General features: G+C 45.1%; 23 protein-coding genes and 2 pseudogenes. 8 read left to right on the top strand and 17 right to left on the bottom strand.

Going from position 1 to position 21,944, the window contains the following annotated elements:
- Positions 1 to 3 precede the first annotated feature (3 nt).
- Together AC9UEO_RS06750 and AC9UEO_RS06745 are read left to right on the top strand one after the other, a co-directional pair.
- Positions 4 to 1,023 (top strand): class 1 fructose-bisphosphatase, encoded by a 1,020-nt coding sequence (locus AC9UEO_RS06750; RefSeq protein ID WP_509531321.1) that lies wholly within the window; start codon positions 4 to 6, stop codon positions 1,021 to 1,023.
- A complete protein-coding gene (locus tag AC9UEO_RS06745; protein WP_509531319.1) occupies positions 1,016 to 1,282 on the top strand; it encodes a hypothetical protein in 267 nt (88 codons plus the stop codon). Before AC9UEO_RS06750 ends, AC9UEO_RS06745 begins: the two co-directional genes overlap by 8 nt.
- A 4-nt stretch (positions 1,283 to 1,286) precedes the next feature.
- Here the strand turns inward: AC9UEO_RS06745 and gloA are convergent, their stop codons facing one another.
- From gloA to AC9UEO_RS06725, 4 genes are read right to left on the bottom strand one after another with little or no spacing between them, the layout of a single operon-like run.
- Positions 1,287 to 1,829, bottom strand: coding sequence for a lactoylglutathione lyase (gene gloA, locus AC9UEO_RS06740; RefSeq protein ID WP_509531317.1), 543 nt, complete (start codon positions 1,827 to 1,829; stop codon positions 1,287 to 1,289).
- A 12-nt stretch (positions 1,830 to 1,841) separates the two neighbouring features.
- Entirely contained in the window at positions 1,842 to 2,240 is a 399-nt protein-coding gene (locus tag AC9UEO_RS06735) for a ribbon-helix-helix domain-containing protein (RefSeq protein WP_509531315.1), read from the bottom strand.
- Between the two features lie 31 nt (positions 2,241 to 2,271).
- On the bottom strand, positions 2,272 to 3,840 hold the full coding sequence (locus AC9UEO_RS06730; protein ID WP_509531313.1) for a GMC family oxidoreductase: 1,569 nt from the start codon (positions 3,838 to 3,840) through the stop codon (positions 2,272 to 2,274).
- Between the two features lie 33 nt (positions 3,841 to 3,873).
- Positions 3,874 to 4,500, bottom strand: a complete 627-nt coding sequence (locus AC9UEO_RS06725; RefSeq protein ID WP_509531311.1) for a twin-arginine translocation signal domain-containing protein — start codon at positions 4,498 to 4,500, stop codon at positions 3,874 to 3,876.
- A 311-nt stretch (positions 4,501 to 4,811) separates the two neighbouring features.
- Between AC9UEO_RS06725 and AC9UEO_RS06720 the strand changes: the two genes are divergently transcribed.
- Together AC9UEO_RS06720 and AC9UEO_RS06715 are read left to right on the top strand one after the other, a co-directional pair.
- Positions 4,812 to 5,657, top strand: coding sequence for a cobalamin B12-binding domain-containing protein (locus AC9UEO_RS06720; RefSeq protein WP_509531309.1), 846 nt, complete (start codon positions 4,812 to 4,814; stop codon positions 5,655 to 5,657).
- A gap of 17 nt (positions 5,658 to 5,674) precedes the next feature.
- Positions 5,675 to 6,787: a hypothetical protein gene (locus tag AC9UEO_RS06715; RefSeq protein WP_509531307.1), complete on the top strand. Its 1,113-nt coding sequence runs from the start codon at positions 5,675 to 5,677 to the stop codon at positions 6,785 to 6,787.
- A 21-nt stretch (positions 6,788 to 6,808) separates the two neighbouring features.
- Here the strand turns inward: AC9UEO_RS06715 and AC9UEO_RS06710 are convergent, their stop codons facing one another.
- Positions 6,809 to 8,149, bottom strand: a complete 1,341-nt coding sequence (locus tag AC9UEO_RS06710; protein ID WP_509531305.1) for a hemolysin family protein — start codon at positions 8,147 to 8,149, stop codon at positions 6,809 to 6,811.
- 61 nt (positions 8,150 to 8,210) lie between these two features.
- Here AC9UEO_RS06710 and AC9UEO_RS06705 point away from each other — a divergent pair, with 61 nt between their 5' ends.
- Positions 8,211 to 9,035, top strand: coding sequence for a symmetrical bis(5'-nucleosyl)-tetraphosphatase (locus AC9UEO_RS06705; RefSeq protein ID WP_509531303.1), 825 nt, complete (start codon positions 8,211 to 8,213; stop codon positions 9,033 to 9,035).
- A 3-nt stretch (positions 9,036 to 9,038) separates the two neighbouring features.
- Here the strand turns inward: AC9UEO_RS06705 and AC9UEO_RS06700 are convergent, their stop codons facing one another.
- Positions 9,039 to 10,460 (bottom strand): DEAD/DEAH box helicase, encoded by a 1,422-nt coding sequence (locus AC9UEO_RS06700; RefSeq protein ID WP_509531301.1) that lies wholly within the window; start codon positions 10,458 to 10,460, stop codon positions 9,039 to 9,041.
- Positions 10,461 to 10,520: 60 nt separating this feature from the next.
- Entirely contained in the window at positions 10,521 to 11,090 is a 570-nt protein-coding gene (gene dcd / locus AC9UEO_RS06695) for a dCTP deaminase (RefSeq protein ID WP_509531299.1), read from the bottom strand.
- Positions 11,091 to 11,199: 109 nt separating this feature from the next.
- On the opposite strand from dcd, the gene AC9UEO_RS06690 reads away from it, so the two are divergent.
- Positions 11,200 to 11,712 carry an ATPase gene (locus AC9UEO_RS06690; RefSeq protein WP_509531297.1) on the top strand — a complete coding sequence of 171 codons (513 nt, stop codon included), beginning with the start codon at positions 11,200 to 11,202 and terminating at the stop codon, positions 11,710 to 11,712.
- Positions 11,709 to 11,921: a hypothetical protein gene (locus AC9UEO_RS06685; RefSeq protein WP_509531295.1), complete on the top strand. Its 213-nt coding sequence runs from the start codon at positions 11,709 to 11,711 to the stop codon at positions 11,919 to 11,921. Before AC9UEO_RS06690 ends, AC9UEO_RS06685 begins: the two co-directional genes overlap by 4 nt.
- Here the strand turns inward: AC9UEO_RS06685 and AC9UEO_RS06680 are convergent.
- The 3 genes and pseudogenes from AC9UEO_RS06680 to AC9UEO_RS06670 form a co-directional block, all read right to left on the bottom strand.
- Positions 11,918 to 13,003: a BMP family ABC transporter substrate-binding protein gene (locus AC9UEO_RS06680; protein WP_509531293.1), complete on the bottom strand. Its 1,086-nt coding sequence runs from the start codon at positions 13,001 to 13,003 to the stop codon at positions 11,918 to 11,920. The two genes, AC9UEO_RS06685 and AC9UEO_RS06680, sit on opposite strands and share 4 nt — an antisense overlap.
- A gap of 114 nt (positions 13,004 to 13,117) precedes the next feature.
- Positions 13,118 to 13,357: a PIN domain-containing protein gene (locus tag AC9UEO_RS06675; protein WP_509531291.1), complete on the bottom strand. Its 240-nt coding sequence runs from the start codon at positions 13,355 to 13,357 to the stop codon at positions 13,118 to 13,120.
- A 182-nt stretch (positions 13,358 to 13,539) separates the two neighbouring features.
- A pseudogene (locus AC9UEO_RS06670) lies at positions 13,540 to 13,776 on the bottom strand (TSUP family transporter); the annotation flags it as partial.
- Positions 13,777 to 13,810: 34 nt separating this feature from the next.
- Here AC9UEO_RS06670 and cysC point away from each other — a divergent pair.
- A pseudogene (gene cysC / locus AC9UEO_RS06665) lies at positions 13,811 to 14,371 on the top strand (adenylyl-sulfate kinase); the annotation flags it as partial.
- A 3-nt stretch (positions 14,372 to 14,374) separates the two neighbouring features.
- Here the strand turns inward: cysC and AC9UEO_RS06660 are convergent.
- The 7 genes from AC9UEO_RS06660 to AC9UEO_RS06630 form a co-directional block, all read right to left on the bottom strand.
- Positions 14,375 to 15,190, bottom strand: coding sequence for a DUF3108 domain-containing protein (locus tag AC9UEO_RS06660; protein ID WP_509531289.1), 816 nt, complete (start codon positions 15,188 to 15,190; stop codon positions 14,375 to 14,377).
- Positions 15,191 to 15,415: 225 nt separating this feature from the next.
- Positions 15,416 to 16,537: a glycosyltransferase family 4 protein gene (locus tag AC9UEO_RS06655; protein WP_509531287.1), complete on the bottom strand. Its 1,122-nt coding sequence runs from the start codon at positions 16,535 to 16,537 to the stop codon at positions 15,416 to 15,418.
- The gene (locus tag AC9UEO_RS06650) at positions 16,534 to 17,652 is read right to left on the bottom strand and encodes a glycosyltransferase family 4 protein (RefSeq protein WP_509531285.1); all 1,119 of its coding nucleotides are present in this window, start codon (positions 17,650 to 17,652) and stop codon (positions 16,534 to 16,536) included. The genes AC9UEO_RS06655 and AC9UEO_RS06650 overlap by 4 nt, the downstream gene beginning before the upstream one ends.
- A gap of 59 nt (positions 17,653 to 17,711) precedes the next feature.
- On the bottom strand, positions 17,712 to 18,200 hold the full coding sequence (locus AC9UEO_RS06645) for a class I SAM-dependent methyltransferase (protein ID WP_509531486.1): 489 nt from the start codon (positions 18,198 to 18,200) through the stop codon (positions 17,712 to 17,714).
- A gap of 154 nt (positions 18,201 to 18,354) precedes the next feature.
- Entirely contained in the window at positions 18,355 to 18,753 is a 399-nt protein-coding gene (locus tag AC9UEO_RS06640) for a GtrA family protein (RefSeq protein ID WP_509531283.1), read from the bottom strand.
- A complete protein-coding gene (locus AC9UEO_RS06635) occupies positions 18,750 to 21,572 on the bottom strand; it encodes a galactose-binding domain-containing protein (protein ID WP_509531281.1) in 2,823 nt (940 codons plus the stop codon). The genes AC9UEO_RS06640 and AC9UEO_RS06635 overlap by 4 nt, the downstream gene beginning before the upstream one ends.
- On the bottom strand, positions 21,569 to 21,944 hold a 376-nt coding region (locus AC9UEO_RS06630; RefSeq protein WP_509531279.1), incomplete at its 5' end, for a class I SAM-dependent methyltransferase. The genes AC9UEO_RS06630 and AC9UEO_RS06635, both read right to left, overlap by 4 nt.

The following is a 21,944-nucleotide window of genomic DNA, read 5'->3' as shown; positions in this document are numbered from 1 at the left end:
ACCATGTCGGTGTCATTGTCACGTTACCTTGTAGAACAACAACGCGCCAAGGGCAATATCCCCCCTGAGCTTCGCTTGCTGCTTGAAGTGGTAGCCCGTGCTTGCAAAAGCATCAGCCACGCGGTCAACAAAGGCGCCTTGGGTGGCGTACTTGGCACTGCTTTAACTGAGAATGTGCAAGGCGAAGTTCAAAAAAAGCTCGACATCATCGCCAACGAGGTCTTGATTGAAGCCAACGAATGGGGTGGCCACTTAGCGGCCATGGCCTCTGAAGAAATGGACAGCATTTACGCTGTTCCCAATCGTTATCCCCAAGGTGAATATTTGCTGTTGTTTGATCCACTCGATGGCTCAAGCAATATCGATGTCAATGTCAGCATAGGCACCATCTTCAGTGTGCTTAAAAAGCCTGAGGGCAATATTGCTGTGCAGGAAACTGACTTCTTACAAGCGGGACATGCACAAGTTGCTGCAGGCTACTGCGTCTATGGTCCGCAAACCACGCTGGTGATGACGGTGGGGGACGGCGTGGCCATGTTCACTTTGGACCGTGAACAAGGTTCTTTTGTACTCACCCAAGAACATGTGCAGATTCCTGCTGACACCAAAGAATTTGCCATCAACATGAGCAATATGCGGCATTGGGATGACCCGGTCAAGCAATACATTGATGAATGCTTGGCAGGTAAAACCGGCCCACGCGGCAAAGACTTTAATATGCGTTGGGTTGCCAGCATGGTGGCCGATGTACACCGCATTCTGACCCGAGGTGGCGTGTTCATGTACCCCTGGGACAAGCGCGAGCCTGACAAGCCTGGCAAGTTGCGCTTAATGTATGAAGCCAATCCCATGAGTTGGTTGGTTGAGCAAGCCGGTGGCGCGGCGACCAACGGAGAACAACGTATTTTGGATATCCAGCCGACACAATTGCACCAACGTGTCAGTGTCTTCTTGGGGTCTAAAAACGAGGTTCAACACCTCGCGGAACTACACCGATCCAACAAAAAGGTACAACATGTCTAAGCAAGCCAGTGAATTGATTCACGCCTTGGTTTTGCGCGAAATGCAGGACGGAATTGTGCGTGACGGTCTGTGGGCTCAAGCCATGGTCGAGAGCGGCTCAGACGCGGCCTTGACCCAATCCATCTACATCAGACTGCGCGCAGCTAGCTTGCAAGATGAAACAAGAAATATGCTGCTTAAACAAATTCAATCAGGCATTAAACAAGATAACGTAAAGCCTAAAGATTTTTTATCCGCTTTGGATTTGAAGAAAAAATAAAGTCTTAAGCAGATTGCCCCAAACCTTTCAGCCTTGCAGCTTCAACAATTTCAATCCAGTAGCCATCAGCGTCCTTGATGAAAGCGACATCTTTCATCTTGCCCTGTTCGGGTCGCTTCACATAAGACACTTGGTTGTCATCAAACCACTTCACGGCTGCATCCAAGTCGGGGACTGAAAAGCAAATATGTCCAAAGCCTTGCGGTTGAGCATTGCCATCGTGGTATTTGAAATCTGGGTCCGACTCGGTACCCCAGTTATGGGTTAATTCTAAAATTCCACTTTGGGAAAAAGTCCAAGCAGTTCTATCGCCAACATGGTCTGGCGCATTACTGGCAACTTCTGCGACTGCCAAGAAGTACAGCGAGAACTTCATCTCTGGGAAGTCGAGTTTGCGCAAAACTCTCATGCCCATGATGCGGCTGTAAAAATCTAAGGACACAGCGGGGTCTTTGACCCGCAACATGGAATGGTTGAGCACAAAACCACGTGTTACTGCAGGGGCCTGCTCGCAAACACCTGCGTACATTTCAGATGAAAAATTCATTGTAATAAATGATCAGGATTTGACAGCAGTCAAGCCAGTGCTTGGCGCACGGGGGACACTGGCCACTGCGTGGTGGGTGCCAGTCAGTAGCGAAGGGGTATCCATGTTCAAGCTGTCATCAAGCGACTGCTGCTTCTTTTCTTGCGAGATCAGGCAACGCCGGAGGTAGCGCAAACTGGTGACACGTAAAAACGAGGCGAAGTTGGAAACCTCGCCTCTGTGATCCAGAATCTCGTCGTGCAGTGTGCAGATGAGGGCATTGGTGGTGCAGCCCTCATCCTCGGCCATTTCGGCCAGCACATCCCACACGGTGTTTTCCAATCGAATGCTGGTGAGCATCCCGCGAATGCGAATCGAGCGTGTACGTTGCTCGTACAAAATCGGGTCAGCTTTGACGAAATACTCACACATTGCAATCTCCTTGGATTGAAATTCCAGTTTATCAAATGGCTTTTTCAGTCATTTGTTTGGCAATGTAGTCTGCTTGGCGAATCGCCAAGGACACAATAGTCAAAGTGGGATTTTCAGATGCACCAGTAGTGAATTGTGAACCATCACTGATGAACAAATTGGCAATGTCGTGGGTTTGACCCCATTTGTTGGCAACACCATCACTGGCTTTGGCACTCAGTCGACAAGTTCCTAAGTTGTGAGTGGATGGATAAGGTGGCGTACGGTAGGTCTTGATGGCACCTGCCGCTTGGTAAATGCGCTCACCTTGGGTAAACGCATGGTTGCGCATGACGATGTCATTTTCGTGGTCATCGTAATGCACATTGGCCACGGGACTGCCCCACTTGTCTTTCACGTTGGTGTTCAAGGTGATGCGGTTGGTTTCGCGTGGCATGTCTTCACCTACCAACCACATACCTGCCAGGTTGGTGTAATGGTCCATCCACCATGCGTAGTCAGCACCCCAAGCGCCTGGGTCTAAGAAGGCGGGCATGAAGGCCAAACCCAAAGACACGGTTTCCATTTCATAACCACCCACAAAGCCGCGCTTGGGGTTGAAGAAGGATTCGTCACGGATGATGCCCGCCATGGTGGTGCCGCGGTACATGTGAACGGGGTCTTTGAAAGCAGCATAAACCGACCCTGTCATGTGGCGCATGTAGTTGCGGCCCACTTGTCCAGAGGAGTTAGCCAAGCCGTCTTTGAACATACTGGAAGCCGACAACAACAGCAAGCGAGGTGTTTCGATGGAGTTACCTGCCACACACACCACACGGGCTTTTTGACGCTGCTCTTTGCCATCTTTGTCAAAGTACACCACGCCAGAAACCAAGCCTTTTTCATTGTGCTCAATGCGTGTCACGTGCGCTTCGGGACGCAAGTCGAGGTTGCCCGTGGCTTCTGCTTTGGGAATTTCGGTGTACAGAGTGGACCATTTGGCACCACTCTTGCAACCTTGGAAGCAAAAACCGAGTTGCATACAACGGCCACGGCCATCACGCGGTTGGCTGTTGATGGCCATATTGCCTGTGTGTACTTCTTTGTAGCCCAATTTCTTGGCACCCGCGTGCATCACTTTGAAGTTGTTGTTACCTGGCAAACCGGGAATGCCGTTGGTACGTGTCACGCCCATTTTGTTTTCTGCTTTGGCGTAATAAGGTTCCAACTCGGACAAGGTGATAGGCCAGTCGAGCAAATTGGCTCCCTTGATATCGCCATAAACCGTTTTGACACGGAACTCATGCTCTTGGAAGCGCAGTGATGCACCGGCCCAGTGGGTGGTGGAGCCGCCCACGGTTTTACAAATCCAAGCAGGCAGCCCAGAGAAGTCTTTGGCCACACGCCAAGTACCTGAAGTGGTGCGGGGGTCTAGCCAAGCCAGTTGGCCGAATGATTTCCATTCGTCGTTCACAAAGGATTGCGGCGATTGACGAGCACCCGCTTCGAGCACCACCACTTTGATGCCCTTTTGACAGAGTTCGTTCGCCAAGGTGCCACCACCTGCGCCAGAACCAATGATGACGACAGCGCTGTCGTCGTTGAATGCGATTGAAGCCATGTGTATTCTCCTGAATGATTGTGGTGAGGTGGGTTAGCCCAAGTAAGCAGGTGGGCTGGCTTCTTTAGAAGGTGCGGGCAACCATTTCAGATCTTGGAAACCACGGGTGATGTAGCCGCCCTTTTCCCAAGCAGAACCGGGGTAACCAAAGGCTGCAAAAGCCATGTCGTTGTTGTAGAGAGAGCTCATGCACTGACCACGAACGGTATTAAAGAAACCAGAGCCTTCCATGCCCTTCACAATGGCAAGTTGTTTGTCAGCTTTGGCTTTGGCAAAGTTGCCCCCCGCCAAGGCGTTTAGGTTGCTGATACCTTCACGCAACATGCTTGCTGCACCCGCATCGCCAGAGGCAGAGCCATCTAAGTCTTTCGCCAAAATGGCATAAACCGCATCTGGTAATTTTTTGTGCGGGTACAAAACACGACCCATGGCCATCAGGGTTTGACCCTCAGCTTTGGTCAATGTTTTGAGTTCGACTGCCCAAACGGGAGACGGCGCAAGGCTTGCCAATATCGAACCCGATGCCAAGGTGCCCATCAGGATTCCCGAGCCTTTCAAAAACTCTCGCCTAACCAAGGGAAGGTTTTGTTTGGGAACGATGCCACTTTCTTCGCACTCACTGAATTCGGCAGTTACAGACTGAATGGGTATGGTTTTCATGGTTGTCTCCTGTTGACCTAAACGATTTGATTAACCCTATGCAGTATTTCACCAGCGGTAAAAAATAGGTGGTATCTCTCTAAACACAAGGAAAACCCTCATTCATTATTCAGAATAAAAGCTATTTCTTCGGTATTTACCCTAGACGGGGTGGCGTAGCTCGGACTTTATTGACACAATGACTCAAAGGGCAATTTACACATATTTGTATGGCCCGACAGCCTGTGAACGGACTAGCCATGAACCTCAGTGTTTCACCACGGATCCTGCCTAGCTTGAGGTTACCCATCAAAAATTTGTCTGGGCTTGTCTTGTCGATTTGGGGAAAGCAACCTGCCCCAATATCTACTTCCACAGCGGCCAATGATGCCAAGGGGTCTATTGACCTTTGCAAGACGTCTCTCTTATCGGTGATTGAGTCGCAAATCATCCCTCGCCTGTTGGATGCTCACCCTAGCGCTACAAGCTTGGGCCTTGAACAAGCCCAAGGAGAAAAGGTCGCAGCGTCCGAACAAGACGTGCTCGATTTTGCGCAAGCCTGCCTCTCAATTGATCCACAAGCTGTGTTCAATCATCTTGATGCATTGCGAAGCAAGGGCGTGGTTGCTGAAACTGTGTTTTTAGATGTCATTACACCTGCAGCCCGCCACCTTGGTGACTTGTGGGAGCAAGACAAAATGGACTTCACCGTGGTCGCCCAAGGCCTGCTTCGTATGCACCATGCCATGCGACACCTTGGCTATGAAACCCAAGACGGCCCTCAAACAGCGGGGGATGTTCGACGCATCATGCTGGCCTCTGCGCCTGGCTCTCAACACATCTTGGGTCTGGCCATGGTGTCTGAATTCTTCCGTGCCGACCATTGGCAAGTGGTTGTTGAAATTTCAACATCCGAACAGGCTTTGCTGCATACAGTCGCTCATGAGTGGTTTGATGTGATTGGTTTATCTGTCGGTTTGGTCGAACAACTGCCTACTATTCCCGCCCTGATTGCAAGGCTTAAGAGTGCGTCGCGCAACCCCAATGCTTTTGTGATCTTGGGCGGTCCGGCCTTGCTTCAGGCCCAAATGGATGGCGTTGAACTTGCCGCAGATGCCATTTCTGTCAATGCTGCAGAGGCTGTAAAATTAGCTGGAGAGTTACTCACAAACAGGTAAGTATTACAACCTTCATCATGGCTTCTAAAGAACCTTCGCTTATTCGCAGTACAAAAGCATTTTCAGTTGAAATACCAGAAGGTTCTAGCAGCGCCAAGGCCAGGCGAAGCGATATTGTTGCGGGCGAGCTAGGGGAGATTGGTCACGATCAATCCCATTTTGAAGAACAGCTAGCTCAAAACGCACTGAAACAAAGTTCTGAAAATGAGTCTATTGACACTCAGCAGGCTTTTGCAGCGGAGCATATGAAGACGGATGTCATTGCGAACGTCCAAGAAGATGAGCTACATGAATCAATGATTGGCATCAGCCCTGACCATCTGCACAGCCAAGCCGGCATTGGTGTTGCCACTGACTCGCTTGAAGATCGTCTTGTCAATGTTGCCGATGAACACGCACTAGACCATTTGATCGGTGTAGCTGAAGAACCCGAAGAACATCATGTGGTGGGCATTGCCAATGATGCATCGCAAGAGCATCTAGCAGCTATCTCTAATGAAGGACTGCACGACACCCATGCTGTTGTGCCCAGTGACAAGGTGCAAGACCTCCATGCTGCCATTGCCAAAGATAGCCTTGAAGATCATCTGGCAGCAGTGCCGCAAGACAATATCAGCGACACCCATGCACCCTTGCCTGACACCGCCATAGAAGACCACCATGTCGCTGTTGCAGTTCCAGAACCTGTTGAACCTATCCCTTTGTTTGTCAATGCTAACGACGACTTTCCCGATGACCACATGGAAATCGAGGATCCCCCTGAGGAAGATCTACATACACAAGCATTGACGGACGAATCATTGGTTGACCACGTCGAGCTAGTTAAGGAAGAAACAAACGAGCTTGCTCAAGCTCAACTGCTTTCTGCTACGCCAGCACCTATCCTCCCCCCACAAGCCAAATCCGTCGCCCAATTAAATCCAGCCGCACCAATAAAGCGTCAACCCATTGCCCCAAAAGCACCTGAGGCTCTCAGCCCAGAAATGATCAAACTCCAACAGGAAGCGCTTCTTGCCAAACAGCACAGGATGGAAGAGTTTCACGGCAGGGTCGACGCCATTCGCAAAACCGTGAACGATATCAATTCAAAGCTCGACCACATTTCCCCTCAAGAGAAGAAGCCCCACTAAAGCAAAACCGATCTACCAAGCTTAGGTATTGGGCCCCGAGTCCAAGCCTTGTGGTTGGTAACTGGCCAATACCTTATCGATACGCCTGCCATCCAAGTCAACGACTTCAAAGCGCCAACCTTGTGCATAGGTCGCTTCACCCACTTTAGGCAATCTGCCAGACACGGCAAGCAGCAGACCTGCCAGTGTGTTGTAAATGGCATCATCCTCTTGCGGCAGTGCTTTGATATTTAATCGCGACTTGAGTTCTTGAACAGGCATCATGCCATCGAGCAACCAACTGCCATCTTCGCGCTGAACCGCCCATGCTTGATCTTCTGCATTGGTTTGCACCAACTCACCGGTGATAGCTTCAAGCATGTCTCGTGGCGTCATCAAGCCTTGCACAACCCCATACTCGTCCACCACCAAAACCATGCGTCCACCCCCGCTGGAGGTGGTCGCATTTGAAGTTTGATGGGGATGGCGAAACTGCGCCAACATGTCCAATCCGCTGAGTGTTTCAGGTACGAAAACAGCAGCCTCCATCCACTGCGCAATGGGCTCAGCAGAAGAGCGGTTATGCAACAAACTGGCCATGCTGACAACGCCCAAAATCTCATCCAAACCTTCTCGGCACACTGGATACCAAGAGTGTGCGTCCAACTCAGACAAAGACTCCACCGCTTGCTGGGTTGAGAGTTGACTGTCAAGCCAAACGATATCGGTTCGAGGCACCATGATGGAGGGTAATTCCCTCTCATCCAAATGAAATACATTTTTAACCATTTGGTGTTCGTGGTGCTCAATCAAACCTGCGTCAACGCCTTCGACCAAGCTGGCTCGAATCTCCTCTTCGGTCACTTGCCTCGTTTGATGGGCGTCAATGCGCAGCAAATGCAAAATAACGGCAGTCGTTTTAGAAAGCAGATGCACCAAGGGTCTGGCCATCGTGGCCACGGCAAGCATCATGGGCGCAGTCCAGCGTGCAGCGGTTTCAGGAAACAACTGACCTATACGCTTTGGAACGAGTTCGCCAAACAAAATCGTATTGAATGTGATGATCGTCACCACCACAGAAGTAGCCAAAATACCTGCAACAGGTTGGAGAACAGACCACCCAGATAACCAAGCAGACAAACCATCGCTGAATGCAGCTTCACCAACGATACCGTTGATCACGCCCAAAGTAGTAATGCCTATTTGAATGGTGGACAAAAATTCTGTTGGCCGTGTTTGCAGCGCCAACGCGGCTTTGGCGCCATAAGCACCTGACGACTCCAAGTGCAAAAGCAAGCTTTTTCGACTTGACGCCAGTGCCATCTCTGACATGGCAAAGATGGCATTCAAGAAAGTCAAAAAGATAATCAGTAATACATCCATGGCATTAGCCTAAATTAAGTCCATAAGGTCGAAACAAAGAGGAATCTACGACAATCATGCCATGGCACTTTACTTGATTGGCGATGTCCAAGGCTGCAATGCCAGTTTGGGCTATCTTTTGGACACCCTAGGCTTCTCGCCTAGTCGCGACACCGTTTTTTTATTGGGCGACTTGATCAACCGTGGCCCTGACAACATCGGTGTATTAAAGCGCTTGCAAGCATTGGACAACAGCGCCAAGTGTTTACTGGGCAACCACGATTTGCATTTACTGGGCGTGCACTTGGGGGTGCGCAAGCTAAAACCAGGTGATACGGTAGGTGACCTGTTGCAAAGCCAAGAGCGTGACAGTTTGATGGACTGGCTTAGGCAACAAGCCTTGGCGCTGATGCAAGATGATGTGTTGATGGTGCATGCAGGCGTACTTCCTACTTGGAGTACATCCAAAACCTTGTCTCTGGCGTCAGAGGTCAGTGCTGTGCTTCAAAGCACTGACTGGCAAGACTTCATACGACAGATGTATGGCAATTTGCCTGCCGGTTGGCATGATGGTTTGCAAGGCATAGACCGCTTACGGGTCATCGTCAATGGCCTGACACGTTTACGCTATTGCACCCCAGAGGGCGAAATGGAATTTGCCCACCATGGAGCCCCGCACATTGCGCCAGAGGGCTACGTGCCTTGGTTCGAAGCACCTGATCGCCAAACTGCAGATGTCACCATTGCCTTTGGGCATTGGTCTTCATTGCCTTTGCTGCAACGCCAAGATGTATGGGCACTAGATTCAGGCTGTGTCTGGGGACGAGGGCTTACAGCTATGCATTTGCATGCCTTAGGACCAGGACAGCACCAACGCATTACCGTGGACTCGGTAGAGAAGCGCTAGCTGTCAGAGGGTTTCGGTGGTCTTAAATAGCGCCGCCACTTTGCGCTTGGGCTTGATATTGGGCGAGATGCCCGTCCGCACAGACGCTGTCGTTTCTTTCAAAGAGGCTTGATTCGCTTGGTTTTCCAGCGCTTGTGCACTAGGCTCATAGGGTTGATCAAAAAATGGGTCTGCTGGTGCCTTGACTGGCGCAAAGCGACTACGCGAGGAACCTGAGCGTTCTTCGTAACTGCGGCGTGGTCGGTCATCATCCTCTTCACGAGAGCGCCTTGGAGATGAACGCTCTTCATCAAACTCCAGAACGGTGAATTCGATTTTTTGCTTGGTGAGCTTTTCAATGTCAGAGACCAAGCGCAAGTCTGAAGCTGAAGCAAAACTCACGGCCAAGCCCTCAGCACCTGCGCGGCCCGTGCGACCTATGCGGTGAATATAGTCTTCTGCATTGAATGGCACATCAAAATTGAACACGGCTGGCACGTCTTTGATATCCAAACCACGCGCAGCCACATCGGTGCAAACCAGTAAATCCACCTCGCCCTTTTTAAATGCTTCCAGGGCTTTAAGGCGCTCATCTTGGCTCTTGTCGCCATGCAAAGCAGCTGTGCGCAAACCATCTTTTTCTAAAGACCGTGCTAAACGTGCACAACCCAGTTTGCTGTTAACAAACACAAAGGCTTGGGAGATGGCTTTTTGCTTAAGAATCAGTTTGAGGGCACGGCGTTTATCGTCCTCATTCACGTTGATAAATAACTGCGTAACAGTTGAAGCGGTTTGATTGGGCCGAGCCACTTCAATCGTGACAGGGTTTTGCAAATAACTGGCTGCCAAACGTCTGATCTCGGGTGAGAAAGTGGCTGAGAACAACAAGGTGGTGCGTTGCTTGGGCAAGTAACTTAAGATGCGCTGCAAATCGGGCAAAAAGCCAATGTCCAACATGCGGTCAGCTTCATCCAACACCACGTATTCCACTTGGTTCAACACTGCAGTTTTCGCTTCGATGTGGTCCAACAACCTGCCGGGTGTGGCCACCAACACCTCTACGCCTCTTTTGAGCTCTGCTGTCTGTGGCTTCATGTCCATGCCACCAAACACCACCGCACAACGCAGTTGGGTGTATTTGGCGTACAGCTTGACTTGCTGTGCTACTTGATCGGCAAGCTCTCGAGTTGGTAACAAAACCAAGGCCCTGACAGGATGCCTGGCTGGTGAAGTCGACGTGTTTTCATGCTTGAGCATGCGCTGCAACAAGGGCAGCGAGAAAGCAGCGGTTTTGCCAGTGCCAGTTTGGGCGGCCCCCATGACGTCTTGGCCTGAGAGCACCACTGGGATGGCCTGTGCCTGAATAGGCGTCATTGATTCGTAGCCCATTTCAGCGACGGCTTTGGCCAAATGGGGATCTAACTGCAGTTGCGAGAATGAATTCATATAGCTGAAGATTGTCGCACTCTAGAGAAAGTACTCAAAAGCCAAGGTTTTGGCTTGTTTTCAAGCCTTTGGCAAGGTCACACCCACCTGACCTTGGTATTTACCACCACGGTCTTTGTAGCTGGTTTCACACTCCTCGTCACTCTCGAAAAAAAGCACCTGGGCGCAACCTTCACCAGCGTAAATTTTCGCAGGCAGCGGCGTGGTGTTACTGAATTCCAAGGTCACATAGCCCTCCCACTCTGGCTCGAAGGGGGTGACGTTGACGATGATGCCGCAGCGGGCATAGGTGCTTTTACCCAAGCAGATGGTCAGTACGTTGCGAGGAATTCGAAAGTACTCAAGAGTGCGTGCCAGCGCAAAGCTGTTGGGGGGGATGATGCAGACGTCGGCCTCTATATCGACAAAGCTCTTGGGGTCGAAGTTTTTCGGATCAACAACGGTGCTGTAGATATTGGTAAACACCTTGAACTCGGGCGCACAGCGGATGTCGTATCCATAGCTGCTGGTGCCGTAGCTGACAATTTTTTGGCCAGCAGCGTCTTGGCGAATTTGACCAGGCTCGAAGGGCTCGATCATGCCGTGCTGCTCAGCCATGCGGCGAATCCATTTGTCGCTTTTGATACTCATGCATTTGCCTCTTTATGAATAGGTGGATTGTAGGCATTAGTGAGAGGCTCTATGTGTGCATAATCACCCTACAACTTCATCCTCTGTTCACCATTTAGGCTTTCAAGGTTTGAAAAAAATTATCATCATCGCAGGGCCTAACGGAGCAGGCAAGACGACCTTCGCCAAAGACTTTTTGCCAAGTGAGGCCAAGACTCAGAACTTTATCAACGCAGACCTAATTGCTGCCGGCCTGGCACCGTTCAACCCAGAATCAGTCGAGCTCAAGTCAGGCAGGCTGATGCTTGAAGAGATTGACGAATTTGTGGACGCGGGCAAAAGCTTTGCATTCGAAACCACGCTTTCTGGGCTGTCCTATGTTCGCAAGATCCAACTTTGGCAGCGATTGGGCTACCAGGTGAAGCTCTGGTTCTTGTCCCTGCCCAATGCAGATGCCGCAGTGGCACGGGTAGCCCAGCGCGTCATACAGGGTGGTCATAACATCCCTGAAGATGTGATTCGCAGGCGCTTCAAGTCAGGCCTAAATAACTTCCACCTGCGCTACAAGCTGTTGGTGGATTCATGGGTCCTATATGACAACGCCGGTGTAGAGCCACGACTGATAGACTGGAGTAACAGATGAATACCGAAGACATTCGCAGCTCAAGTGACCCCGACCTCGCTGGCTCTTATGCCGCTATGCAACGGGCAGCCATTTCTGCACAAGACTTGGCCATCAAGACGAACACTGGCATTGTGGTGTCTGTCAATGGAAGGCCTAGGGTCATATCAGCCAAAGAACTGCTTCAAATGCGCGAACTTGAAGCTCAGACGCCGGATGACAAGCCTTAAGGTAACTGCCCTTGAACCCCTTGCACCAGAAAATTCATATTCAAAATTTCTTTGTCGCTTAAGGACTGGCCACGCGCAAGAATCACTTGGTCTTGGTTATCTAAGATGGGACCTGCAAAGGGTTGCAAACTGCCGCGCCCGATGGCACGCTGCAAACGCATTAATTCTGTTTGAACCCGCATGGGCAACTTGGGGCCAAATGCGCCCACTTGAACCATTTTTTCATGCATGCCGCCCCATACATTGCCGCTTTGCCAACTGCCATTGATGACTTGCTCAGCGCGTTGGCTGTAGTAGTCGCCCCAGTGATGGGTGACAGCCAGCAGTTGCGCTTGCGGCGCAATGTGACGCATGTCCGAGTGGTAAGCAATGGCCATCTTGCCCCGCTCTTGGGCCGCCACCATCACCGCCTCTGAAGCGGTATGAAAAGCCAGTACATCCGCCTTTTGGTTCATCAACGTCATGGCCGCTTCTCGCTCTCGTGCAGGGTCAAACCAATTGTTGAGCCAAACCAGCTTGACTTGGGCCTGTGGGTTGACTGAGCGCATGCCCAAAGCAAATGCATTGATGCCTTGTATGACTTCAGGAATGGGAAAACCTGCCACATAGCCCGCGATACCCGTTTTGCTGACGCGTCCTGCGGCGATACCCGCTAAAAAACGGCCCTCGTAATAACGTGCGTTAGCGGCAGATACATTAGGCGCGGTTTTGTAACCCGTGATGGACTCGAACTTCACATTTGGAAAGTCTGCCGCCACCTTCATGGTGGGCTCCATATACCCAAAGCTTGGCGTGAAGATCAAGCCCACGCCTTGTTGTGCCATGTCTCGAATGACGCGTTCGGCGTCAGCACCTTCGGCCACGTTTTCCACAAACACGGTTTGCACCTTGCGACCATTTTTATTGAGCTTGTCCTCCATGGCCAAGCGACCTAACTCGTGCTGATGCACCCAGCCGCTGGGCAAGCGTGGAGTGACGTAGACAAAGCCGACCTTGAGGGGTGAGGTGAAAGGCTGAGCTGCGAGCGTTGGGGCCGAAAACAAAGCGAGCGCAAACAGCGCTGCGATGAGGTTTTTGTGCATGGTGTTCCTCGACATGGCTCTAGTGAGCTGAAAAAAGACGAAAAAAATGTGCGACGGGTTGCAGTTCGCACATTTCAAACTAGCGAGGTTAATGTAGCAAAGTCTTGTGATGTGCTAAGCCCCGTTTTGAAGAGCCAAGTTAGGGAACACGCCCAAGTGGCTGACAAACTCCTCGACTACACGTAGATTCTTGTCAACAGCAGCACTCTTTTCTGCACCATAAATCAATTCAGACAAGGTGATGCTAGATATCCCCATGCGGTCGTGATTGGCGTTGAATGCATCCAAGACCTTTAAAGGTCTGCGCTTGATAACGTAGATAACGATATTGGTGTCGAGCAGGTACTTCAGCATCAAAAGCTCTCTCGTTTAAGGCCCTTCTGCTCTCCTTTTTAACGCTCTCCGGCAGCCTTGCCTCAGCAGGAAGCCTGACCGCTTGTGTGCGGTTGTTTGTAAAGACGGTTGATGTGAAAACAGTCATACCCCCACCTATATGACAAAAGTATATTGCAATCAGCTTTGATGTTTGACGACCCAAAAGTCTGAGTCAAATGAGAATTTGTCCGTTTTGCAAAATACAGGTCTGTGCCAACCGCGGTCATTGCCGGCACCCCGAAGACAAGGACGAGTAAGGGCGTCATTAAGGCGCCGCCATCGACGCCTGTCAACCCGACCACAAAGCCAATGAAGGTGCCCGCTAAAATATAAGTAGCGTCCGGTAAATTGATGCGACCGTTTGTCCTGCAGTCATAAAAAAACTCTAATAAAACCATGCCACTTGACCCCCTTAATCCCCCCAAGAATCTATACCATCAAGCCTATAGCACCTCAAGACATTCACGCGAAGAACTGGGCGGCCACAAGGGCAAGGTCATCTGGTTCACGGGGCTATCTGGGTCGGGAAAGTCCACCATCGCCAACGCCTTGGAAATTGCACTGCATGCGCAGGGCAAGAGGACTTATATCTTGGACGGGGACAATGTGCGCCATGGCCTAAGCAAGGACCTGGGGTTCACCGATGCAGACCGCGTAGAAAACATCCGCCGCGTGGCCGAGGTGGCCAAGCTGATGATGGATGCCGGTCTCATCGTGATGACTGCCTTCATCAGCCCGTTCAGGGCAGAACGGGAGATGGCGAGGCAGTTGATAGGGGAAGAGAACTTCTTGGAGGTGTTTGTGGCCACCCCGCTCGATATATGCGAGCAACGCGACCCCAAGGGGCTGTATCAAAAGGCCCGAAGTGGCAGGCTGCCACTCATGACTGGCATTGACAGCCCCTACGAGCCGCCAAGCAAAACCAGCCTAAGCTTAGACACCAACAAGCACACGGTAGATGAGTTGGTTGGCCTGCTGTTAAAACACATATAGACACTAGGGCTTGAAGCTCTCAAGCTCCATCAGCATGGTGACGCCGTAGTTTTCATTCAAGCCAATTTGGTAGCGAAGCGGAATCTTCTTGGTCTCTTCGATCCAGATCTCGAAAGAGGCTGGGTCAGCCTTGTCGATACGCTTGACATACCTTCGCGCCTTGTACTTGACACCAGCCACAGTGAAGTCCCACATCTCAGCCGGAGAAAATTGCAACTTCTTTAATGACTTGGATGAGCTGAAATTGAACTCTAGGTTCTTCTTGTCAGGCCTGATGCCCTCGTACAAGACAGTGAGCATGTCAGAAACGTCTGAGCTGATCTTTTCAGTGCGGTCTATCTTGTTGCCCACATAAAAGCTGGTGCTCATCTTTTTGTAGTCAACCAGCGAGGTGGAACGTGGTGAATCACCCCGCTGTTCGTAGTACGAGTAGGTCTTGTAGCCAGCCTTGTCAAGAACGCTCAAAGACTCACGCCGAAACTTTTTGTCCCCAATAAATAGACTGACCATAGAGGTGGGGCTCATGGTGGAGGTGATCTTGAGCTGGTTTTGCTTTTTCTCAACAATGTCAACAACCTCACCCGCTTGAAATTCGCTGCTCAGCTTAGATATGGCCTTGTCCAACACGGTAGGTTCTTCGCCATTAGCCTTGAGAATTTTTTCACGTTTCTTGAAATCGACGATGAGGGTGAGTTTGTAATTGAACTGGGTTAGGCTTGGCTGAGGTGTTGGGGTTGGGGCTTGTGGGGCGTCTTTAGCGTAAGTAGATATTAAATACGGATATACAAATAACATTAAAAGAAGATTTTTAATTTTCATATTGTTACTCCAAGTATTATTTATGTTTATTCTATAAACGATTGAAGTTATAAGGGCTATTAGGGCCAGCTGTCACTTTGTGCACGCAGGTGCTGCACAGGGGCTTTGTAAAATTTGATATAAGTTTACACCTAATTATGAATCGAGGGCGCTGGTCTAAAACAGATAAGGTATGCGCTATCAAGAAAGGATGAATCTAAATTAGCGATAAATTAGAAGCATTAATTATTTAGATTTTTCATCTATTAAGCGCTGATAAAGCTCTGCATAAGCTTGACACATTTTGTCAGCAGTAAAGAATTTTTCATAGCGATCAAAAGCTTTAAGCCCCATTCTTGCTGCAACTTTCGGGTTTTTCCACAAATAGGACATTGCTATGTGCAAATCTTTAGGGGATGAGGGTGATACAACAATGCCAGTCTTCTGATCTATATTGATAAATGAGGTTCCTGTACCAATTTCACTGGAAATCATGGGTTTTCCAAACATAGCTCCTTCCAATAATGAAATTCCAAATGCCTCTGAGCGCAAATGAGATGGAAACACCACTGCATAAGATAAGTCCAGAATTGCAACCTTATCTTCTTCAGACACCTGACCTAAAAAAAGTACATTTTTCAAACCCAGGGATTCAGCTTTAACCTTTAACTCATATTCAATGGAGCCAGCGCCAACAATGACTGTCGGCAAATCGCCCAAAGCCAAGGCATCTAGCAAGATGTTTAAACCCTTGTAGTATCGAAGCACCCCAATAAATAGAAAAAATTTATCACCTAAAATTTTTCTCCAATATTGGACGCGCTCAATATTGATAGGTGGGTAGAGGTTTTTATCAAGTCCAATCGGTATGACTTCCACTTTATTTTGATGGCATTGCAAGACATTGCTAGTTACCCTGTAATTTCGAGAGGTTGCCACAATTGAATCTATACTTTTTAGAAACCTATTTTTCAAAGGTCTGTATAGTTTTAAGAGAATTTTTTGCTTAACAATATCCGAGTGATAGGTAACGACAGAGGGCTTATTGTGGCTGACGACAAAATGGGCCAAATCCATAAACGGCCAAGGAAAATGGTAATGAACAATATCGGCTTTTTTTGCTAACTCATTAAATTTCCAAAAACTGCTTAGGGAAAAATCTGTAGAAGCTATTTTGAAATTACTTCGGCATCGAAATACCTGATGTTCATTAATCTCAATCACCCCCTCTACTTTATTGGGGGTGAGCGATAAAACAGTCGACTCTATGCCAAGTCTCGCCGATCCACTAGCCAGTTGAAAAATGACCTGCTCAACCCCGCCAAAACTATCAGGATAATAAGTCTTGTAAAAATGAAGGATTTTCAAAGTTTTTTAATCTTATGAGAAGTTACAGCCTCCTCAAAAAGATTCATGAGGTCACTTGCGCACTTATCCCAAGAATATTTCATTGCATTTTTATGAGCATTAGCAGATAAACTAATTCTTAGTTGGGGGTCGGTCAGCAGTCTTTCCAGGCCCCCTTGAATTGAATCTATAGATAAGGGATCAACTAATAATGCAGCATCTCCTGCTATTTCAGGCATAGAGGAGCAATTTGAAGTGAGCACAGGAATTCCAACTGACATAGCCTCAAGAATTGGCAACCCAAAGCCTTCACTTAAAGATGGCATAGCCAAGAAAATAGCATGCTGATAAAGAGACGTCAGATCCTCATCAGATATGTAGCCTAGTCTCTTAACATTTTCAGACAAATTATTTAATTTAATTAAATTATCAAGATCAAAGTTACCCCAACCATTTCGTCCAACTATAACTAAATTATATTTTGATTTAAGTTCAGAAGATAATCTTAAATAGGCTTCAACTAATCTATATAAATTTTTTCTTGGCTCAAGAGTTCCCACAAATAATATATATTCATTGCTAATTCCAAATCTCTTGGCAACCGCTAAATTACTAATAAATTTTGGAGTATTAACTCCAAGTGGGATAACAGTTAACTTATGCTTAGTATCGGGATATTCATTTAATAAATCATGTTTGGTTGAATTGCTAACTAACATTATTTTATGCGCATGAAATAGAGAATATGGCATGTGCATTTTTTCTAGCAGCCAACCAAAAAACTTCATTGTCTGTGGTTGCGTAATCCACACTAAATCATGTATTGTTAAAACGGTAGCTAAAGATTCAGGTAATAAAAAAGGTAATCGATGTGAAGGGGCCCAAAAAACATCAATCCCATCTCTTTTAATGTAAAAAGGAAGAAGGAAATGAAACCACATCAAGTCAAAAAACTTACCCTTTGGCAAAAAAAAATTTGTACTAATGTTTAAATAATCAAATTTAATAAGAGGTCTTGGTGTATAAAAGATAATATTAGAGTTGTTTAAAGAGAGATTTTTCCCTAACTCTACCAGTGATCTACCAATACCCGTCATAGGATAATGTAACAAGCTAGCATCAACACCGATTTTCATACGTGAAAATCCGTAAGCATATTATTGACAAGATAAAATGATCTATTTATTTGCACGAACTATGGCAAAAGTGTAAGGAACCCAGGAGTAGTTAGATCGTACAAAAACTTCAGCATTACCAAACTGACCCTCAACAAGATTTTTATAATCAGAATGATATCTGACGTACTGCCCACGATCAGTTTTAGCAAATATTGGGCTATGAAATTCTGATTCTCACTATAGCAACCATCAAGAGAAAGAAAAATTCCACCATCAGCTAAGCAATCTTTTGCATGGCCAATTACATCAATGGCAATAGAATTGTCCATGTGATGAAGAACACCATTCTTAAGAATTAAATCTGGAGTTCCAACCTTTTGGATAAGATTTGGTGAGAAATTATCACAAATAAATTTACCGCGAGTCCCAAACCGTGACTGAGCAAATTCTATGTATTTGCGATCCGTATCTACTCCAATATATTCGACATGGTCTGGAACATAGGAAATAATATGACCCGGACCACACCCAATATCAATAACTCTTCTAACTTTACTAAAATCTATAAATTCATCAAATGCCTTCAGTCTTGAACGAAAAATCCGCCAAGTAATTGATAGGAATGATAAATAGAAGGATGCTCAAGAATTTTCATAAACGAATAAAATTAAAAATAAATCAAATGAGAAAATTAAAAGCACTATAAATAATTTGCAATAACTATTTCCTAAAAGTGTATTTTTTTAATCCAATGTAAGACAATATACTATAGATAAAGACACCAATTAATTGTGAAAAATAGATATTTTTATCAAGATACTTGTTAAATATATAAACAAATAATATATTCATTAAATATGATGGGAATATTATAAATAAAAATTTATGAAAAATAAAACTCTTTTGATGATCATGAGGAAATTGAAAGGTCCAGTTCTTGTTTAACAAATAACTACATATAATACCGACGCAAAAACCAGCAGCATTAGAATAAAAATAATTTACCGATAAAAAAAACATCAATGAATAAATAGTACCCAAACCAATTATTGAATTACAAAATCCAACTATTAAAAATTTAAAAATAGTAAAATAACTAGGGTTTTTAATGCTGTTCACGGAAATTTTCTTTTATTTAAGAAATCCTTAATAATAAAAAATATCAATAATAAAAAATATAATCCATAAAGTAACCAGAACATGTTAAGGGGAAAGTTTCTATACTTTACCTCAATAACATTCTTTCCAGGCGCAACGTTGAAAATAAAACTTCCGTTTTCATTTGTTAGAGAATGCAACTTTTCTCCATTCAGATAAAAATGAAGATTATTATTTTTCCAAAATAAATATTGGAGATTTAGTGGAATATCATTATCTAACGAAAATTTAATATGATTGATATAATTAGTTTTGAAATTTTTAAACTCATTATTTTCACCATCATTAGAATTTTTCATAGCTAAAGTAGACTTTTCTGCAGTGAAAACCTCAACCTCAGCTAAGCTTAGAATTTTAGAATTAGAGTCTTCACCATTAAGCTGTATTCTTAAATACCGACCATTAACAGTTTCTGGAATATTTATTACAGCAAAAGGATTTGCATTTAGATTTAAGAATGAATATACCCCTTTCTGACTTCTGGTTTGATCTGCATTAAGATTATCGTTAAAGGGGGTATTTGAAATAAATACCCAAAAGTTAGTCAATCTTTCTGAGCAGCAATCTGCTCTATTCCAAACTTTAATTTTATTTATTGAATATGATGATTCTAAATCTATATTTATCCAAGCACTTGGGTTACTTTCAGAATGTGATACTGAGCCAGAGAAAAAGTTTCCATTTGTATTTCCATCCACCACTCTCGATGATGGCGCCCCATAAGCTTCGCCCGACTGGTTAGTAGGTTTATTTTTAGCTATGTTTACGGCTGAAGTATCTTCAGAATACAGACCTGACTTTACTTGAAAAAAACCATTATTGTATTTAGTAGTCCCACCCCCAAATACTTTATCGGCTGGAACTGCATAAAGATCACTACTTAAATTATAAAAATCTGATGGGTTGATGCCCTGCAGTAAATTTTTTAAGTAATATGCATTTAATTGATTGCTTGAAACTATTAAAAAATCAACACATGTATCTTTTAAATATTGCCAATTAGGTTGCAATTCATAGCTACCACGAACCGGCATGATATCCATGTAATCTTTCTGTGATGAAAGATAGAAATTAAAACCTCCGTAGGAAGAAAGGTTTACTCCCTTTAATACAAAGTATGGGAATGTTTTTGGAAATGATTCGATTCCACTCTTAGACCATAGGGGTGTTAAATCAGCATACTTTATTATCTCTTTATTTGGGAATCTTTTATTTAAATAGTCAACAAAATTCTTCTGACTCTGCTCATCAAGAGCCATAGGCGCTATTTTAATCTTTTCAGAATAAGTATTGCCCCCTCGTGAGTACTCATACATTCTATTGCCAATCGGTAAAGCAATAAGAGCAATAGCAACTATATATTGGAATTTATAACCAGGAATGAGAAGAGAAATTATAAATACAAAGGCTAATATTAGCTCAAAGATAATATAGTTATTTAAACCTATTATTTTTACTACCTCAGATTGCGTACTCAGACTAATTGAAAAATATAGAATTAGTATTCCAATAAATGCCAATAATATTCTAAGACCAACAAATGACTTATTCTCAATTACTAATTTTAAAAATATAGTAGTAATTAGAAAAAAACATAGGTTTGCAGGCATCAAAAATCTTTGATAAATGTGCATTGTTCCGATTTGAGGCACAAAGTAATACACAAGTGAACTTACTACACTAAAAGTTCCATAAATTGATAGAACGGTAAGGCCATAAATAACGATACTTGATTTGATTATTGAAATGTCATTCAAGGATAATTTCTGGTCCAACCTTATGAAAAGAATTCCAACCAATAGAATGATGAACGGCACAATTCCCCAATATACTGTGAATTCATAGAATGGACCAGAAATTGGGTAGTTTATTGAAAATAGCCTTAGTATTGATTGTGGAAGTTCGCTCAATTCAAAGGCGCTATAGAATATAGAAGCAGTATTGGCGCTTGGAGAGCTCTTTAGAAAAACATATGCTGAATACATGTAGGGTAGGACAATAATGCTTGCAATAAATGGCGGAAATATAGATTTAGTCAACGCTTCGATAAAATTACCGCTTGATACATACAATTGCAATGCTACCAATGCAAGAGCTAGCAATAGACATGCCAAACCAAAAGGAATGTAACCTCCTAGCAAAATTCCAATTATTGGAAATATTGCATATATTAAATTCTGCGTCTTTTGATTTTGAACGTAATGCAATATTTGATATATTACCCAAGGTATCAATGTTGCACAAAAATTAAACTGCGGCTCATCAAGGCTACTTACAAAATAAATACTAAAAGCATAACCAACTCCTAAAAATACAGATTGATATTTATTAAATTTATATACAATGTATCCCAACTTAATAGAGTAATAGCATGCAAGAAAACTTGTTGTCATCAATACAATGACTAAGACCTGGCCAACATCCCTATTATTAAGATTGAATGGTGACGTTATTATAAATATTAGTACAAAAAAGGGGTTTACTCCAAAGAAATTAGCTGTAAGAAAAAAATCAGCGCTTCCATTAAATTGTGAAAAATCGATGCCTGTAAATTGAAAATTTGAAATTAAATGTTGAACTTTTATTAAAGAAGGCCAATAAAACCCTAAAACATCTCCTCCATATAAAAAACCCGCATCATAAGATTTATTTAGTAACGACGGATAATAGAATAATAGTGTTACCAATAATGCAGTAAAAAATATTGATCTATCTTTAATATAGTTAAATAGACTTGGTATAAACTCTATAAATTCTTTGTATATATTTTTTATTTTCATGATTTCTTCTTGCAATTTTTAAAACCACTTATTCGATACTGGGCACCTACGCAAAACCATGCCAAATAAGGCTCAATGGGTCTCAAAAAACTTAAAAAAGCAGGGAAAAAGATTTTATAGTGAATTTTGATATTTTTCCAGCCAGATTCTTCCATTGTTTTTTTTAATTTTCTGGCAGTTATTAACTCAGCATTAACATCAAGCGGACATGTATTAACTGCTTTAACTGTTAATGGATTAAGTGGATTATGCTCATAGATTACTAGCATTCCATCATCACTAGCAACCCTATATAATTCACTCAACCAAAATGAGTGCTCATCATGTGGAATATGATGAAAAACGCATGCAGAAAAAATAATATCTTTTTTT

Origin of the sequence: Limnohabitans sp. (assembly GCF_040401495.1) — a bacterium.
GTDB lineage: Bacteria > Pseudomonadota > Gammaproteobacteria > Burkholderiales > Burkholderiaceae_C > Limnohabitans.
Note: the sequence above shows the minus strand (reverse complement) of the source record. Positions and strands in the feature narration are given on the sequence as shown.